At 65.4% G+C, this 15,500-nt stretch carries 17 protein-coding genes; 13 read left to right on the forward strand and 4 right to left on the reverse strand.

Translation table 11 applies throughout. The annotated features are described in order from the left end of the window. Positions 1 to 66 precede the first annotated feature (66 nt). Positions 67 to 1,050, reverse strand: a complete 984-nt coding sequence (locus A9975_RS07920) for a fumarylacetoacetate hydrolase family protein (RefSeq protein WP_183032119.1) — start codon at positions 1,048 to 1,050, stop codon at positions 67 to 69. A gap of 84 nt (positions 1,051 to 1,134) precedes the next feature. Then, positions 1,135 to 2,157 (reverse strand): tripartite tricarboxylate transporter substrate binding protein, encoded by a 1,023-nt coding sequence (locus A9975_RS07925; RefSeq protein WP_183032120.1) that lies wholly within the window; start codon positions 2,155 to 2,157, stop codon positions 1,135 to 1,137. A gap of 281 nt (positions 2,158 to 2,438) precedes the next feature. Between A9975_RS07925 and A9975_RS07930 the strand changes: the two genes are divergently transcribed. The 4 genes from A9975_RS07930 to A9975_RS07945 all read left to right on the forward strand — a co-directional run bounded on the left by A9975_RS07930 (position 2,439) and on the right by A9975_RS07945 (position 5,787). Next, on the forward strand, positions 2,439 to 3,275 hold the full coding sequence (locus tag A9975_RS07930; RefSeq protein ID WP_150993486.1) for an IclR family transcriptional regulator: 837 nt from the start codon (positions 2,439 to 2,441) through the stop codon (positions 3,273 to 3,275). Next, on the forward strand, positions 3,235 to 4,320 hold the full coding sequence (locus A9975_RS07935) for a DUF3108 domain-containing protein (RefSeq protein WP_370564127.1): 1,086 nt from the start codon (positions 3,235 to 3,237) through the stop codon (positions 4,318 to 4,320). Before A9975_RS07930 ends, A9975_RS07935 begins: the two co-directional genes overlap by 41 nt. Positions 4,321 to 4,435: 115 nt before the next feature. Further along, entirely contained in the window at positions 4,436 to 5,278 is an 843-nt protein-coding gene (gene pcaD, locus A9975_RS07940; protein ID WP_183032121.1) for a 3-oxoadipate enol-lactonase, read from the forward strand. A gap of 251 nt (positions 5,279 to 5,529) precedes the next feature. Continuing rightward, entirely contained in the window at positions 5,530 to 5,787 is a 258-nt protein-coding gene (locus tag A9975_RS07945) for a DUF3567 domain-containing protein (RefSeq protein WP_006161303.1), read from the forward strand. 179 nt (positions 5,788 to 5,966) lie between these two features. Here the strand turns inward: A9975_RS07945 and A9975_RS07950 are convergent, their stop codons facing one another. After that, on the reverse strand, positions 5,967 to 6,359 hold the full coding sequence (locus A9975_RS07950; protein ID WP_183032122.1) for a rhodanese-like domain-containing protein: 393 nt from the start codon (positions 6,357 to 6,359) through the stop codon (positions 5,967 to 5,969). Positions 6,360 to 6,536: 177 nt separating this feature from the next. Between A9975_RS07950 and A9975_RS07955 the strand changes: the two genes are divergently transcribed. The 6 genes from A9975_RS07955 to A9975_RS07980 all read left to right on the forward strand — a co-directional run bounded on the left by A9975_RS07955 (position 6,537) and on the right by A9975_RS07980 (position 12,568). Then, positions 6,537 to 7,604, forward strand: coding sequence for a homocysteine S-methyltransferase family protein (locus A9975_RS07955; protein WP_174428352.1), 1,068 nt, complete (start codon positions 6,537 to 6,539; stop codon positions 7,602 to 7,604). A 35-nt stretch (positions 7,605 to 7,639) separates the two neighbouring features. Next, a complete protein-coding gene (gene metH, locus A9975_RS07960) occupies positions 7,640 to 10,387 on the forward strand; it encodes a methionine synthase (protein ID WP_183032123.1) in 2,748 nt (915 codons plus the stop codon). 238 nt (positions 10,388 to 10,625) lie between these two features. After that, positions 10,626 to 10,991 carry a hypothetical protein gene (locus A9975_RS07965; protein WP_183032124.1) on the forward strand — a complete coding sequence of 122 codons (366 nt, stop codon included), beginning with the start codon at positions 10,626 to 10,628 and terminating at the stop codon, positions 10,989 to 10,991. A 187-nt stretch (positions 10,992 to 11,178) separates the two neighbouring features. Continuing rightward, the gene (locus tag A9975_RS07970) at positions 11,179 to 11,811 is read left to right on the forward strand and encodes a response regulator transcription factor (RefSeq protein ID WP_150992532.1); all 633 of its coding nucleotides are present in this window, start codon (positions 11,179 to 11,181) and stop codon (positions 11,809 to 11,811) included. Positions 11,812 to 11,920: 109 nt separating this feature from the next. Beyond that, the gene (locus tag A9975_RS07975) at positions 11,921 to 12,328 is read left to right on the forward strand and encodes a response regulator (RefSeq protein WP_183032125.1); all 408 of its coding nucleotides are present in this window, start codon (positions 11,921 to 11,923) and stop codon (positions 12,326 to 12,328) included. A gap of 96 nt (positions 12,329 to 12,424) precedes the next feature. Further along, positions 12,425 to 12,568 carry an entericidin A/B family lipoprotein gene (locus A9975_RS07980; protein ID WP_035859076.1) on the forward strand — a complete coding sequence of 48 codons (144 nt, stop codon included), beginning with the start codon at positions 12,425 to 12,427 and terminating at the stop codon, positions 12,566 to 12,568. A gap of 114 nt (positions 12,569 to 12,682) precedes the next feature. On the opposite strand, the gene A9975_RS07985 is transcribed toward A9975_RS07980, so the two are convergent. Then, positions 12,683 to 14,137 carry a CHASE3 domain-containing protein gene (locus A9975_RS07985; protein ID WP_183032126.1) on the reverse strand — a complete coding sequence of 485 codons (1,455 nt, stop codon included), beginning with the start codon at positions 14,135 to 14,137 and terminating at the stop codon, positions 12,683 to 12,685. A gap of 293 nt (positions 14,138 to 14,430) precedes the next feature. On the opposite strand from A9975_RS07985, the gene A9975_RS07990 reads away from it, so the two are divergent. The 3 genes from A9975_RS07990 (at position 14,431) to A9975_RS08000 (ending at position 15,445) form a co-directional block, all read left to right on the forward strand. Next, complete coding sequence (locus tag A9975_RS07990; RefSeq protein ID WP_035859073.1) at positions 14,431 to 14,604, forward strand: DUF1328 family protein; 174 nt, start codon at positions 14,431 to 14,433, stop codon at positions 14,602 to 14,604. Between the two features lie 84 nt (positions 14,605 to 14,688). Further along, positions 14,689 to 14,850, forward strand: coding sequence for a DUF1328 domain-containing protein (locus tag A9975_RS07995; RefSeq protein ID WP_150992526.1), 162 nt, complete (start codon positions 14,689 to 14,691; stop codon positions 14,848 to 14,850). 178 nt (positions 14,851 to 15,028) lie between these two features. Continuing rightward, positions 15,029 to 15,445 carry a DUF883 family protein gene (locus tag A9975_RS08000; RefSeq protein WP_183032127.1) on the forward strand — a complete coding sequence of 139 codons (417 nt, stop codon included), beginning with the start codon at positions 15,029 to 15,031 and terminating at the stop codon, positions 15,443 to 15,445. Positions 15,446 to 15,500 lie beyond the last annotated feature (55 nt).

Raw genomic sequence — 15,500 nt, forward strand, 5'->3', positions numbered from 1 at the left:
TTATAAGCACTCCCATCGCCGCGCGGCCAGCGGCGAACAGCGTGGCCCGCGGCACTCCCTTTAGTCTCAGCCCTTCGCCGACACCAGCTGGTCGATCGCGCCGAACACCGAGCGGCCTTGCGCATCGAACATCTCGATCTTGACCGCGTCGCCGAACTTCATGAAGCCGGTGACCGGCTGGCCGCCGTCGATGATCTCCAGCATGCGCTTCTCGGCGATGCAGCAGTAGCCCTTGCTGCGGTCGACGTTGGAGATGGTGCCTGAGCCGACGATGCTGCCGGCGCGCACATTGCGCGTCTTGCAGATATGGGCGATGAGCTGGCCGAAATCAAACACCATGTCGGTGCCGCAGTCGGGCGCGCCCACCTTCTTGCTGTTCCAGTGGACGGTCATCGGCAGGTGCACGCGGCGCTCGCGCCAGGCTTCGCCCAGTTCGTCGGGCGTGACCGCCACCGGCGAGAAGGCGGTAGCCGGCTTGCTCTGGAAGAAGCCGAAGCCCTTGCCCAGCTCGGCGGGGATCAGGTTGCGCAGGGATACATCGTTGGCCAGCATGATCAGCCGGATGGCGTCGGCGGCCTGCTCGGGCTTGGCGCCCATCTTCACGTCGCCGGTGATGACGGCGACCTCGGCCTCGAAGTCGATGCCGAAGGCTTCGCTGGCGCACACGATATCGTCATGCGGGCCGATCATGTCGTCGGAGCCGCCCTGGTACATGAGCGGATCGGTCCAGAACTCCGGTGGCATCTCGGCGCCGCGCGCGCGGCGCACCAGTTCCACATGGTTGACGTAGGCGGAGCCGTCGGCCCACTGGTAGGCGCGCGGCAGCGGCGCCATGCATGCCCTGGGGTCGAAGGCGAAGGGGTGGCGCGCGCGGCCCGCGTTCAGGGCATCGTAGACGTCCTGCAGTTGCGGCGCGTAGAAGTTCCAGTCATCCAGCACGGTCTGGAGCTTGCCGGCGACATCGTTGACGTAGTGGGCGGTCTTCAGGTCGCGCGAGACAACCACGAGCTGGCCGTCGCGCGAGCCGTCCTTGAGGGTGGCGAGTTTCATGTATGCGGTGCGTTAGGAAAAAAGCAGATCAAGCGGAAATAGCGGAAATAGCGCAAATAGCGGAAAAGCTGAATAAGCAGCCCGCTAGTCTACCGTGATGCCCTTGGCCTTGATCAGCTTGCCCCAGCGCTCGGCTTCGGCATGCGCGTACTGTGCGAATTCCTCGGGCGTGCTGGAGACCGGCTCCACGCCGATGCCTTCGAAGCGTTTCTGCACGTCGGCGCTCTTGAGCGCCTTCACCAGTTCGGCGTTCAGGCGGGTCACCACCGGCTTGGGAGTGCCGGCTGGCGCCACCACGCCTTGCCAGGCATAGGCTTCGAAGCCGGGCACGCCGGCTTCGGCCACCGTCGGCACCGCGGGCAGCGCCGTCAGGCGCTTGGGCGTGGCCACGCCCAGCGCGCGCACCTTCCCGGCCGCCACGTTCTGCTGGCCGGAGGCGAGGTCAAGGAACATCAGTTCGACCTGGCCTGCGAGCAGGTCCTGCACCGCCGGCGCGGCGCCCTTGTAGGGCACGTGGGTCATCCTGGTCTTGGTCTGGTCCATGAACAGCTCCATGGCCAGGTGGTGCGGGCTGCCCGCGCCCGGCGAGGCGAAATTCACCTTGCCGGGATTCTTCTGCACATACTCGATGGCTTCCTTGAGCGTGCGCGCCGGGAAGTTCGGCGTTGCCACCAGGATCAGCGGAAAGCGCGCCACCATCCCCACGTGAACGAAGTCCTTGTCGGCGTTGTAGGGCAGCTTCTTGTACAGCGACGGATTGGCCGCCAGGGTGGCGGTATCGGCGGTCAGCAGCGTGTAGCCATCGGGCTTGCCATGCGCCACGGCGTCGGCGCCGACGATGGTGGCCGCGCCCGGGCGGTTGTCGATCACCACCTGCTGGCCTAGCGCCGGCGTGATGGCCTGGCCCAGCGTGCGCGCCACGACATCGGTGCCGCCGCCCGCCGGATAGGGCACGACCCAGCGGATCGGCTGGGCGGGCCAGTTGTCGGCGGCGCAGGCGGGCTGGAATGCGGCCGCGCCCAGCGTCAGCGCGGCTAGCAGCGGCGCAGCGCAGGCGCGCCATGCTTGCAGGGCGGGGCGTTGGCCGAAGGGGGAAAGGCGGGTCATCTTCGTCTCCTGTAGAAAGCGGCCGCGCCGCGCCATCTGGATTGGATGGCGGCATGCCCGCGCCGGTATTGGCCGGTGCCGAAGATATCGATTCGCCCCGACCTGTATATGTGCGTATGTGCGCTCAAAGGTGCGCTCAAAGTCTACCGACGGTTTAAAAATTGGTAAATCGATTTCGCTATAGTAAATTTATGGGCCGGGCGGCATGATTGCTTTGCATGCGCGCAGCCGGTATGTGTGATTGATGCATTTCTTTTTCAATTTCTTGCCCCCGTTGCCGCATGACCGAACCTGAAGAAGACGATTCCAAGCTGCGTTCCGGCATCCAGTCGATCGAGGTTGGCTTCAAGCTGCTGCAGGCGCTGGCGGCATCGCCGCGCGCCATGATGCTGCGCGACCTTGCCGCCGCCGCCGACATGAATCCGGCCAAGGCGCATCGCTACCTGGTCAGCTTCCAGCGGCTCGGTGTGGTGGTGCAGGACCCGGTTGGCGGGCGCTACGATCTCGGGCCGTTCGCGCTGCAACTGGGCCTCGCCGGCCTCAATCGACTCGACCCGGTCAAGAAGGCCCGCCCGATCCTGTCGCAATTGCGCGACGAGATGGACCAGACCATTGGCATCGCCGTCTGGGGCAACCACGGCCCGACCATCGTGCACTGGGAGGAGTCCAGCCACCCGGTCACGGTCAGCCTGCGCCTGGGCGACGTGATGCCCATGCTCAACTCCGCCACCGGCAGGCTGTACGGCGCCTACCTGCCGAAACAACAGACGCGGCCGCTGGTCGAACGGGAACTGGCGGAGCGCGGCCATGACGATATTCCTGACCTGCCGCGCTCGCTGGCCGACTATGACGTGGTCTGCGAAGACGTTCGCGCCCACGGCGCGGCACGTGTGAAGGGCGGCGTGCTGCCGGGCATCAATGCGTTTTCGATGCCGGTGTTCGATGCCAACGGCCACGTGGCGATGGCGCTGATCGTGCTGGGCGCGCAGAGCGTATTCGATGCAGAATGGGGCGGGACGGTCGACCGTCATGTGCGCGATATTGCCCGGCAGATTTCTTCGGAGCTTGGTTACCTTGGTGGCAGCCCGACGAGCGGGCCGAACGGCCCACACCCGTAAGCCGACCTTGCGCCGCCTGCGCTGGGCGGTGGCGCTTGCGCTGGTGCTGGCTGCCCACTTGCTGGCGGTGCTGGGCCTGCTGCATATGCCTGGGCTGCCGCGGGACCCGACCGCGCCGCCGCCGCTCGAAGCCATCCTGCTGCCGCCGCCGGCGCCACCGGCACCCGTAGCGCCGCCACGCCCGGTCCCGGCCGCACCAAAGCGGCCTCCGGCGGCGCGCGCCGAGCCCACGCCAACGCCTGAACCCCCGGTTGAGGCACCCGCCGCCCCCGAGGCGCCAGCGCTGCTTGCCACGCCTGGCGCCGGCCCTTCCATGGCGAGCGCCGCTGGCGGCGCCGGGAGCAGTGCGGCGCCCGCATCCGCGCCGGCGGCCGCGCAGGCCGCGGCGCCCCCTGACAACGTCCGCTACTCGGCGCCCCCATCCACGCTGCTGCACTACGCCAGCTTCGTCAATGGCGTGCAGAACCCGGACGGCCTGATCCGCTGGCAGCACGACAGCACGCACTACCAGCTCGCTGTGGAGACACGGGTGCTGTGGTTCCGCTTCGCCTTTCACAGCACCGGCGCGCTCAACGAGCGCGGCCTCGCGCCCGAGCGCTATGAGGAGAGCCGCCGTAACCGCGTCGAGGCGGCACGCTTCGATCGCGCTGCCGGCACGCTCGTCTTCGAGGGGCGCGGCAAGCAGGAGCCGCTGCCGGCCGCGGGCCAGGACCGTTTCAGCGTGTTCCTGCAACTGGTGGGGCTGGTGCGGGGCAATCCGCAGCGCTACGCCACGCCGGGCGTGACGGAAACCTTCGATGTGGCGGATACGCGTGACCTGGAGCCCATGCAGGTGCAGTATGTGGGGGACGAGGAGGTGGATACTGGCCATGGCTCGGTGCGGGCCAAGCACTTCGTGCGGCTGCCGCGCCATGCCAATGATCGCCGGCGCGTGGAAGTGTGGCTGGCGCAGTCGCTGCAGTGGATGCCAGTGAAGCTGCAGCAGACGGAGCCCGACGGCACGCAGATCGAACTCGTTTATCGCGATAGCGAACCGCTGCGCTGAGCCTGCAAGCTGTTTTCAGGCCGACTGATGAAGCCCGTCCTCAAGCCATCCGCAAGCTGCGGCCTCGGCCGCCGCTGTGGTTCACCGTGTTTTCACCAACATCCGGAGACCCGTCATGAGCGCCACCCTGCCACCATCCGAGACCCGCCGCGTGCGCGTGGGCGATATCAGCCTGCACGTACGCATCGACGGGGGCGACGGCCCCTGGGTGGTCCTGGCGCATGCGCTGGGCGCCAATCACACCTTGTGGGATGCCACGGCGCGCCACCTGGCACCGCGTTATCGCGTGCTGCGCTACGACCTGCGCGGGCACGGCCAGAGCGATGCGCCGATCGGCGCCTACTCGATGATCCGCCTGGCCGACGACGTGGCCTGCCTGATGGATGTGCTCGAGGTGCCGGCTGCGCATTTCGTCGGCGTCTCGGTAGGCGGCATGATTGGCCAGACCGCGGCCGTGCGCCATCCCGAGCGTTTGCTGTCACTGACCCTGGTCGCGACCGTCAACCGCACGCCGCTGGATGTCCACCCGATGTGGCATGAGCGCATCGGCCAGGTGGAAGCACATGGCATGGCGGGCGTTGCCGACAGCACCATGCAGCGCTGGTTCAGCGCACCATTCAGCGGCGCGCATCCGCAGGAGGTGGCCCGCGTGCGCGAGATGCTGCTGGCCACGCCCGTGCACGGGTACGTCGGAACCTGCCAGGCCATCATGGCATTTGACCTGGCCGGGGCGATTTCGCGGATTCATTGTCCTACTCTGGTAGTGGCCGGCGAGGAGGACCTGGGGGCGCCGCCGGCGATGGCCCGCGAGATTGCCGCCGCCATTCCCGGTGCCCGGCTCGAAATCCTGCCTTACGCCGCGCATCTTGCCCATATCGAGCAGGCGGACCGCTTTCATGCCGTGCTGGATGCTTTCCTCGGTAATGCGGCTTGCGGCGCACAGTGCGATGTACCCTGAGACGAACCTTGGCGCTCAAGGCAGAACAGTGGGCGGTAGCTTTCCCACCAAACTCAAGAACTTGCTGGGATGGCCGTTGCCCAATGTAGTGAGGGAACGCTTAAAACCTGCGGTTTGCCGAAGCAGAACTTGAAAACACGGCAAACACCCTCAGCTTGGAGGTGAAATCGCGGAGGGCAACCGGCCAGTGTGCCGGTTATCGAAATAATCAGTCGCCCGCCGCTTGACCCATGACAGCCAGGAGGTATGCCATGCAAATGATCTACAACAGCGACAATTACTGCATTGTCGAGTTTGGTGCGGATGTCGAGCATGCGCCTCTTGCCTCTGGCGGCTATGAAATCGTGGACAAGAACCTGAAACGCGAGATTTTCCTCGGTGGCCAGATGGCCGAGAGCTTTCGCGCGGACGTGACGCGTCTGATCGAAAGCGAGCCGTCGGTGGAAGAGGTGGATGATTTCCTTGGCAAGTTCGATACAGTGATGATTCACCCGCTAGTGATGCACTAGGCTCCGCGGTTGGCTTTGCCGGCTTTGCGTCGCGTGACGGGCCGGCAAGCCAAGCCATGGAGAAATAGCAAGAAGCCCGCGCACACCGCGGGCTTCTTGCTTTCAGGCATCGGGCTTTCAAGCTTTCAGGATCTGTTCCCGGCCTCCGTTCCAGGCCAGCTTCCGGTCATCCCATATTGCTAATACTGTTCCCAGGGCAGCCCGGCATGGCGCCAGCCATTGAGCGTATTGCGGTGGCGCTCGGCGTCGAGGTCGCCCTCGAAGCCATGCAGCACGTTGTAGACGCTAGAAAACCCGGCACCCTCCAGGGCCCGCGCGGCGGCTGTCGAGCGGTTGCCGCTGCGGCAGATCAGCAGCACCGGGCGCGCCGATGCCTGGCCGGCGAGCTTCTTCACCGACTGCACGAAATGCGGGTTCACCTCCCAGTCGGGGCCATCGTTCCAGGGCACGTTGTGTGCCCCCTTGGGGTGCCCGACGAAGAGGTACTCCATTTCGCTGCGGCAATCGATGAAGAGCGCATCGGGCGACTCGCTGAGGAGCGTTTGTGCGTCGCCGGGGCTGAGGTGTTGCATGGGCAAGGCTTTCCGTGAATGGGCATGAGGGCGAATGTGCCCCAGTGTAGGGCCGGGCGGTGCCGCGCGGCAACCCGCGAGCGCCGCTGGCTGCACTGCCCGGATGCTGCCGTTATTCCGCAAACCATTGATGTAACTGATAAAATCGCAGTCTTTTCTCTTGCTGTCGAGTTCCACATGAGCGCCGCCCCACGTTCCGCCTCGCTTCCTCCCGCGCGTCCCTACACCCGGGCGGCCAACCTGCCGGCCCTGCTGCGCGAGCGCATCCTGATCCTGGATGGTGCCATGGGCACCATGATCCAGCGCTACAAGCTGACCGAGGCGGATTACCGCGGCGAGCGTTTCGCCGGGCACCATGTCGACGTCAAGGGCAACAACGAACTGCTGCTGCTGAGCCGCCCGCAGGTCATCAGCGAGATCCACGAGCAATACCTGGCCGCCGGCGCCGACCTGATCGAGACCAATACATTTGGTGCGACGGGCGTGGCCCAGGAAGACTACAAGATGGCGGACCTGGCGTACGAGATGAACGTCGTCGCCGCCCGGCTGGCGCGCGAGGCTTGCGACAAGTACAGCACGCCCGACAAGCCGCGCTTTGTGGCCGGCGCCTTCGGCCCCACACCCAAGACCGCGAGCATCTCGCCGGACGTGAACGACCCGGGCGCGCGCAACGTGACCTTCGAAGAGCTGCGCCACTCGTACTACGAGCAGGGCAAGGGTCTGCTGGAAGGCGGTGCCGACGTATTCCTGGTGGAAACCATCTTCGATACGCTCAATGCCAAGGCCGCGCTGTTCGCCATCGACCAGTTGTTCGAAGACACCGGCGAGCGCCTGCCCGTGATGATCTCCGGCACGGTCACCGACGCCTCCGGGCGCATTCTCTCCGGCCAGACGGTGGAAGCCTTCTGGAACAGCCTGCGCCACGCCCGCCCGATCACCTTCGGGCTGAACTGCGCGCTCGGCGCCACGTTGATGCGCCCCTACATTGCCGAGCTGGCCAAGATCTGCGACGCGGCTGTGTCGTGCTATCCGAACGCCGGCCTGCCCAACCCGATGAGCGATACCGGCTTTGACGAAACCCCGGAGGTCACGTCGTCGCTGGTAGAGGAGTTTGCCGCGTCCGGCCTGGTGAACCTGGTGGGCGGCTGCTGCGGCACCACGCCCGAGCACATCGCCGCCATTGCCGAGCGCGTGGCCAGCAAGAAGCCGCGCACCTGGCCCGGCCAGTACCGCGACGCCGCCTGAACTCGCATCGCGAGCCCACAGAACAAGATCAAGCCATGACCAACGATACCCTGCCGCCGCGTCCGATGCGCCTGTCCGGCCTCGAGCCTTTCACCATCGATGAAGACACGCTCTTCGTCAACGTCGGCGAGCGCACCAACGTCACCGGCTCCAAGGCCTTCGCCCGCATGATCCTGAACGGCCAGTTCGACGATGCGCTGGTGGTCGCCCGCCAGCAGGTCGAGAACGGCGCGCAGATCATCGACATCAACATGGACGAAGCCATGCTGGACTCCAAGGCGGCCATGGTGAGGTTCCTCAACCTGATCGCCTCCGAGCCCGATATCGCGCGCGTGCCCATCATGCTGGACTCGTCCAAGTGGGAAGTGATCGAGGCCGGCCTGAAGTGCGTGCAGGGCAAGCCCGTGGTCAACTCGATCTCGCTCAAGGAAGGCGAGGAACAGTTCCGCCATCACGCCGAGCTGATCCGCCGCTACGGCGCCGCGTCCGTGGTGATGGCCTTCGACGAGCAGGGCCAGGCCGACACCTTTGCCCGCAAGACCGAGATCTGCAAGCGCAGCTACGACATCCTGGTCAATGAAGTCGGCTTCCCGCCCGAAGACATCATCTTCGACCCGAACATCTTCGCGGTGGCGACCGGCATCGAAGAGCACAACAACTATGCAGTGGACTTCATCGAAGCCACCGCCTGGATCAAGCAGAACCTGCCGTACGCCAAGGTCAGCGGCGGCGTGTCCAACGTATCGTTCTCGTTCCGCGGCAACGACGCGGTGCGCGAAGCCATCCACACCGTGTTCCTGTATCACGCCATCAAGGCGGGCATGGACATGGGCATCGTCAACGCCGGCCAGCTCGGCGTGTACGACCAGCTCGACGCCGAGCTGCGCGAGCGCGTGGAAGACGTGGTACTCAACCGCCGCGAGGACAGCACCGACCGCCTGCTGGAGATCGCCGACCGCTACAAGGGCGGTGGCGCGAAGAAAGAGGAAAACCTGCTGTGGCGCGGCACCCCGGAGAACCCGGTGCCGGTGGCCGACCGCTTGTCGCACGCGCTGGTGCATGGCCTGACCACCTTCATCGTGGAAGACACCGAGGAAGTGCGCCAGCAGGTGGAAGCGCGCGGCGGCCGCACGATCGAGGTGATCGAGGGCCCGCTGATGGATGGCATGAATATCGTGGGCGACCTGTTCGGCGCCGGCAAGATGTTCCTGCCGCAGGTGGTCAAGAGCGCCCGCGTGATGAAGCAGGCCGTGGCTCACCTGTTGCCCTACATCGAGGAAGAAAAGCGCCTGCTGGCCGAGGCCGGCGGCGACGTCAAGGCGCGCGGCAAGATCGTCATCGCCACCGTCAAGGGCGACGTGCACGACATCGGCAAGAACATCGTCTCGGTGGTGCTCCAGTGCAATAACTTCGAAGTGGTCAACATGGGCGTGATGGTCCCGTGCAACGAGATCCTGGCGCGCGCCAAGGTCGAGGGCGCAGACATCGTCGGCCTGTCCGGGCTGATCACGCCGTCGCTCGAGGAAATGGCCTACGTTGCCTCCGAGATGCAGCGCGACGACTACTTCCGCATCAAGAAGATCCCGCTGCTGATCGGTGGCGCCACCACCTCGCGCGTGCACACCGCGGTCAAGATCGCGCCGCACTACGAGGGCCCGGTGGTCTACGTGCCGGACGCCTCGCGCTCGGTCAGCGTGGCGTCCAGCCTGCTGTCCGACGATGGCGCGGCCAGGTACCTGGACGAGCTGAAGACCGACTACGAACGCATCCGCCACCAGCACGCCAACAAGAAGGCCACGCCGATGGTGTCGCTGGCCAAGGCCCGCGCCAACAAGACGCCGGTGGACTGGAGCGCCTACGTGCCACCCAAGCCGAAATTCATCGGCCGGCGCATCTTCCGCAACTACGACCTGACGGAGCTCGCCAACTATATCGACTGGGCCCCGTTCTTCCAGACCTGGGACCTGGCGGGCAAATTCCCCGACATCCTCAATGACGAGATCGTCGGCGAATCCGCCCGCCGCGTGTTCTCGGATGGCAAGGCCATGCTGTCGCGCCTGATCCAGGGCCGCTGGCTGACGGCCAACGGAGTGCTGGCCCTGCTGCCGGCCAACACCGTCAACGACGACGACATCGAGATCTACACCGACGAGACCCGCAGCCAGGTCGCGCTGACCTGGCACAACCTGCGCCAGCAAAGCGAGCGCCCGGTGATCGATGGCGTGATGCGCCCCAACCGCTGCCTGGCCGACTTCGTCGCGCCCAAGGACAGCGGCATTGCCGACTACATCGGCGTGTTCGCCGTCACCGCCGGCATCGGCGTGGACAAGAAGGAAGCGCAGTTCGAGGCCGACCATGACGACTACAGCGCGATCATGCTGAAGTCGCTGGCCGACCGCCTGGCCGAAGCCTTTGCCGAATGCCTGCACGAGCGCGTGCGCCGCGATCTGTGGGGCTACGACGCCGGCGAAGTGCTGACCAACGAGCAACTGATCGCCGAGACCTATCGCGGCATCCGTCCGGCGCCGGGCTATCCTGCCTGCCCGGAGCATACGGTCAAGGCGCCGATGTTCGAGTTCCTCAACGCCGCCGAGATCGGCATGGGCATCACCGACTCGCTGGCGATGACGCCGGCCGCTTCGGTGAGCGGCTTCTACCTGGCGCATCCGGAGTCGACGTATTTCTCGGTCGGCAAGATCGGCGAGGACCAGCTGGACGATATGGTGGCGCGCCGCGGCGAAGAACGCAGCGTGCTGGAGCGCGCGCTCGCGCCAAACCTGTAACCACTTGCGTGCCGGCGCGGCGGCGTTTTGCACCGCCGCGCCATCGCAAGCCATTGGGCCAGCAGGGAAAAGCCTCTTTAGGCGCATCCATGTGCCTTTGTAAGTTCTTCACTACTCCTTACAAGGCATTACATCTCCTAACAGACCGCGCGGGTCTGCGTCCCTAGACTGAGGGCTCACATCAAGTGAACACCGCAGCGAATGTTTCGCAGCGGCGCAAACTGCTAGGAGCCTCTCCATGAACAAACTGCTGATCTCCCTTTCCGCTCTCTCGATCGCTGCCGCTTCCTCGCTGGCCATGGCACAAGGAACCGGCGTTGATGCGAAGGCTGGCGCCATCGGCGCCAAGGCGGCGCCCGCGATCAGCGCGCCCGCCGACAAGGGTGCAGCCGCCAGCGCAGGTGTGAACGCTGGCCTGGGCGCTTCGGCCAGCGCCGACAAGGGCGTGGACGCCAAGGCTGGCGCCGACGCCGCCGCCGGCACGCACGCCAAGTCGACCGCCAAGACCAAGAAGCACAGCAGCCACGCCAAGACCAAGAAGGGCGAGGCAGCAACCGAAACCAGCGCGGCCGCCGACACCGGCGCGGCGACCAAGGCCCAGTAAGCCTGGCCAGGCCGGCAAGCCTGGCATGCTGGAGCACAGGGACGGGTTCACCCCGTCCCTTTTTCATTGGCGCGGCCAGCTGGGAGCCTGTCAGTCTTACACCGACAGTCGGGTGGTTTTGTAAGCACTACAATGCATTAGCCCGGCCGCTCCTGAGAGCTGGTGCATCCATGCCCAGGGAGACATCATGATTCGCGTTTTGATCGCCGACGATCACCAGATCGTGCGCGCCGGTCTGCGGCAGTTTATTGCCGACGAGCCCGATATCCGGGTGGAGGGCGAGGCAGCCAGCGGCGACGAAGTCATGGTACGGCTGCGTGAGCTCGAGTTCGATGTGGTGGTGCTCGATATCTCGATGCCCGACCGCAACGGCATCGACGTGCTCAAGCTGCTGCGCCAGCGCCATCCCGACCTGCCGGTGCTGATCCTCTCCACCTACCCGGAAGACCAGTACGCCATCAACCTGATCCGCGCGGGCGCTTCCGGCTACCTGACCAAGGAAAGCGCGCCCGACGATCTCGTCAAGGCCATCCGCACCGTGGCCCAGGGCCGGCGCTATGTCAGCGCCAACGTGGCGGACCTGCTTATCGGCGGGCTCGACAAGCCCACCAACCAGCCGCTGCACCAGACCTTGTCCAAGCGCGAGTTCCAGATCTTCTGCAAGCTCTCGCGCGGGCAGTCGGTCTCGGTGATCGCCGAGGAGCTGTTCCTGAGCGTCAAGACGGTCAGCACCTATCGCTCGCGCATCCTGGAAAAGATGGGCATGAAGACCAATGCCGACCTGACCTACTACGCGATCAAGAACGGCCTGGTGGAGTAGGCGCCGCAAAGGCAAGGCGCATTCCACGGCACTCTGCCGCGTTTGCCTGACGCTGCTGTAGGACGGACGCCGATGGTCTCTCCCTATACTCTGTTGCTACCATGTAACCATGTTGGATCAAGCTGCGGCCACCTCGTATCGCGCGCTGCGGGTCCTGCTAATCGAGGACTCAGCGGTGTTGCGGGGTATGTTGCTTGAATACCTGAACGCGTTTCCGTTTATCGAAGTCGTGGATTGGGCGGATACCGAAAGCGCAGCGCTGCGCCTCTATGAGGCGGGCAGGTACGAGGTCGTCGTCGTCGACCTGCAGTTGCGGCAGGGCAACGGGATCAACGTGCTGCGCGCCTTGCAGAAGACCGACGCGCCGGGCATCCGCATCGTTTACACCAATCATGCCCAGGTGCCTACCTACCGGCGGCAGTGCGCCGAGGCCGGCGCGGACTATTTCTTTGACAAGTCGCTTGAGCTCGAGCAGGTGTTCCGGGTGATCGAGGAGTACGCGCAGGCAGGTGACTGAATCCGTATTGACCGCATCGACCGTGTCGACCGAATTGTCAGTACCAGCAGTTCCAATCGCGGCCATGCCGCGTCAACCTAGAGCAAGGAGAGAATCATGAGAAAGCTGATGGCGCTGTGTGCCCTGGCAGGTGTGGTCCTGGTAACCGGTTGCAACACGATGGCCGGTGCTGGCAAGGACATCGAGAAGGGCGGCGAGAAGGTGCAAGGCGCCGCCGAGAGCACCAAGCAGAAGATGTAAAGGTGCCCGCCGCCGTGCCGTGTGCATGGCAACCGGGCAAGAGAACAGGTGGACAAGAGGAATGGAAAAGGGGCTCCGCGGAGCCCCTTTTCCATTTTTCACCAGCTTGGCTGGCTAGTTGGCCGGCGGCGTGCCGGTGGACTCGTCCTGCGGCTGCTCGCCGGGGTCCCCCAGGCCGTCGAGCTCGTCCTCATCGTCGCGCGGCGGCGCTACGATGGCATCGGTGAGCGGCACCACCACCCGGATGGTGACGCCGGCACCGGGTTCCGACTGGAGCTCAAGCGTGCCGCCCAGCGCGATCACGCGCTGCTCCATCCCCAGCAGGCCATGGTGCCCCACCGAGCGCCGCGATTCGAAGTCCTCCGGCAGCCCGCGCCCGTTGTCGCTGATTGCCAGCGAGAGCACGCCGCCGGCGCAATCGAGCTCGATGGACACGCGCTGCGCTTGCGCGTACTTGCTGGCGTTGGTGAGCGACTCCTGCACGATACGGTAAAGGGCGATGGCCGCGTCGTCGCGCAGCGGCGGCACCGCCTCTGCCAGCTGCACATCCGTCTCCCACTGGTTGCGCGCCGCCACTTCCTCCACCAGCTGGCCGACGGCTTCCTTCAGGCCCAGGTTGAGCAGCACGGTGGGCCGCAGGTCCTCGATCAGGCGCCGTTTGATCTGGATCCCCTGGTCCACGTGCAGCATCACGCGGGTGAGCTTTTCCGCCACATCCGGGTGGGTGTCCTGGACGCGGCGGCGCACCCAGTGCATATCAAGCTTGGTGGCGGTCAGGATGGCGCCCAGCTCGTCGTGCAACTCGCGCGCCAGCCGCGTCTTCTCGTCCTCGGTCACGCGCTGCAGGTGGGATGCCAGCGCCGATAGCTGGCGTGTGCGCGAGCGCACCATGCCGTCCAGGCGCGCGCTTTCCTCCTCTAGCTCGCTGCGTGCCGCTTCCGAGACCGCCATGCGGCGCGAATGCTGCAAGCCCACCACGATCAGCAGCACGATATTGATGGCGGTCAGCAGGCCGATGCCGTAGCGCGACAGAGCAAGGTCGCGGTCGGCGTACTCCAGGCTCTGCGACACCGATTTGGCCTCGCGTTGCAGCAAGGTCTCCAGTCCGCGCCGCGCGTTGTCCATCGTCTGCTTGCCGAAGTCCGTGCGGACCAGGTCGAGCGCCACTTCCACGTCGCGCTTGCCGTAGATCAGTGTCAGGTCCATCTCGGTGAGCTTGCGGCTGACGGCGGTGGAGGCCTCGGTGAACAGCTTGAGCGCCTCCGGGTCGTCCGCGTAGCGGTTGCGCAGCGCGCTCATCAGCGCATTGATGCGCGGCACGGCCTGGTAGTAAGGTTGGAGGTAGCTTTCCTTGCCGGTCAGCAGGAAGCCACGCTGGCCGGCTTCGGCGGTGACCAGCTCGCCGAGCAGGGAGTTGATCTGGCCCTGTACTTGCTGCGACTGGATGACTTGCGTATAGCCCTGGCGCAAGCGGATGTTGCCCGCCTCGGAGGCGATCAGCACCACCACGGTAAGCACGATGCCGCCCGCCAGAAGCAAGGTCGAGCGCAGCAGTGACTGCTTGAACATGTTCGTTTCCCGATGTCGGGCGCCGGGCCGGCGCGGCGTCTCCCGCACCATGCGGCGCCGCGCCTGGCCTGCACCTTGTCTGCGACGATGGAAGCACATCGACGGTCTGCGGTCAACCTGCCGCGTCGCCGGTGCTGCCCGCGAGGCCGCGCCGGCGCCCGGACTGTAGGAATTGGCTGACAAGCGAATCGGTGCGGCTGCGGTGTCTGGGCGGAGGTCTGCTTTCTACCATGGTTCCATGAGCTTGCGCACCCTGCGTCAAGCCAGCTCGGGAAGACAGAGGGAGAACGTCAATGCTGAAATGGGCACTGATTTTTGCAGTGGTTTCCGTGGTCGCCGGCTTGCTGGGGTTCACAGGTATTGCTGCCGGTGCGGCCGGCATTGCCAAGATCCTGTTCTTCATCTTCCTGGTGCTGTTCGTGCTGTTCCTTGTCCTGGGCGTGACCGTGTTCAAGGCGGTGAAATAGCCAATCGCAATCGCCAGCCGCTGTCACTGGCCAAGCGTGCGCGTGCCGGCGCGGCAAGCCCAATCCACTTAGGGAGCCATCACCATGTTGCACTACGCACTCGTATTTTTTGTCATTGCCCTGATCGCCGCGGTATTCGGCTTTGGGGGCATCGCGGCAGGGGCGGTCGAGATCGCCAAGATCCTGTTCTTCATCTTCCTGGTGGTTGCGCTGGTGACGTTTGTGATCAGCCTGGTCAGGCGCTAGGGGGCGTCAGGCGCGGCTTTCGCAATGGCAGCGCGATGGCAGAGAAGGCCGCGGGCGGGGCGGCGGTCGGCAGGGCCGCCGCCCCGCACTGCTCAAGCAGCCCCCCGATTTCCCTATTTCCTGGCAGGCGGCACGAACCGCATCACAGTGCGTCATCAGACCAAACGGAGATAAGCCGATGTTGACCAACAATCCGAAGATCCGCAAAGAAGTGAATCACCTGGCTGACAGCGCCGAGAGCACGGTGCGCCAGATCCGGCATGCCGCGCGCGATACGCGCGGCGCCGCCCGCGAAGCCGCGGGACCCGTGGCCGGCGAGGTCAGCCGGCTGATTGCCCAGCTCGAGCAAACCATGGAGGTGCTGGGGCGCGAAGGCTCGTCCGAGGCGCAGCAAGCCGCACGCCGGTTGCAGGATCGTACGCGCGCCTTGCGCGACCACGTCGCAAGCCGTGCCCGCGAACGTGTCGACTATGCCGTGGATGGCGTGCAGCGGCGCGTGGCGGCGTCGCCGTTGAAAGCGATCGGTATCGCGGCGGCGGTAGGCACTTTCGTCGGCTTGCTGATGGCAGCGAATAGCCGCAGCCGCAACGACTGACCGAGGCATTACGGCCAGCCTGATGAGACAGTGAAGCCGTGAAGCGGCCCCCTCA

The organism is Cupriavidus sp. UME77 (assembly GCF_014170355.1).
Classification (GTDB): Bacteria; Pseudomonadota; Gammaproteobacteria; order Burkholderiales; family Burkholderiaceae; genus Cupriavidus; species Cupriavidus basilensis.

Excerpts from the sequence above, each read along its gene's own strand:
- A9975_RS07920 (WP_183032119.1), bottom strand. The coding sequence starts at position 1,050 with ATGAAACTCGCCACCCTCAAGGACGGCTCGCGCGACGGCCAGCTCGTG.
- A9975_RS07925 (WP_183032120.1), bottom strand. The coding sequence starts at position 2,157 with ATGACCCGCCTTTCCCCCTTCGGCCAACGCCCCGCCCTGCAAGCATGG.
- A9975_RS07930 (WP_150993486.1), top strand. The coding sequence starts at position 2,439 with ATGACCGAACCTGAAGAAGACGATTCCAAGCTGCGTTCCGGCATCCAG.
- pcaD (WP_183032121.1), top strand. The coding sequence starts at position 4,436 with ATGAGCGCCACCCTGCCACCATCCGAGACCCGCCGCGTGCGCGTGGGC.
- A9975_RS07945 (WP_006161303.1), top strand. The coding sequence starts at position 5,530 with ATGCAAATGATCTACAACAGCGACAATTACTGCATTGTCGAGTTTGGT.
- A9975_RS07950 (WP_183032122.1), bottom strand. The coding sequence starts at position 6,359 with ATGCAACACCTCAGCCCCGGCGACGCACAAACGCTCCTCAGCGAGTCG.
- A9975_RS07955 (WP_174428352.1), top strand. The coding sequence starts at position 6,537 with ATGAGCGCCGCCCCACGTTCCGCCTCGCTTCCTCCCGCGCGTCCCTAC.
- metH (WP_183032123.1), top strand. The coding sequence starts at position 7,640 with ATGACCAACGATACCCTGCCGCCGCGTCCGATGCGCCTGTCCGGCCTC.
- A9975_RS07965 (WP_183032124.1), top strand. The coding sequence starts at position 10,626 with ATGAACAAACTGCTGATCTCCCTTTCCGCTCTCTCGATCGCTGCCGCT.
- A9975_RS07970 (WP_150992532.1), top strand. The coding sequence starts at position 11,179 with ATGATTCGCGTTTTGATCGCCGACGATCACCAGATCGTGCGCGCCGGT.
- A9975_RS07975 (WP_183032125.1), top strand. The coding sequence starts at position 11,921 with ATGTTGGATCAAGCTGCGGCCACCTCGTATCGCGCGCTGCGGGTCCTG.
- A9975_RS07980 (WP_035859076.1), top strand. The coding sequence starts at position 12,425 with ATGAGAAAGCTGATGGCGCTGTGTGCCCTGGCAGGTGTGGTCCTGGTA.
- A9975_RS07985 (WP_183032126.1), bottom strand. The coding sequence starts at position 14,137 with ATGTTCAAGCAGTCACTGCTGCGCTCGACCTTGCTTCTGGCGGGCGGC.
- A9975_RS07990 (WP_035859073.1), top strand. The coding sequence starts at position 14,431 with ATGCTGAAATGGGCACTGATTTTTGCAGTGGTTTCCGTGGTCGCCGGC.
- A9975_RS07995 (WP_150992526.1), top strand. The coding sequence starts at position 14,689 with ATGTTGCACTACGCACTCGTATTTTTTGTCATTGCCCTGATCGCCGCG.
- A9975_RS08000 (WP_183032127.1), top strand. The coding sequence starts at position 15,029 with ATGTTGACCAACAATCCGAAGATCCGCAAAGAAGTGAATCACCTGGCT.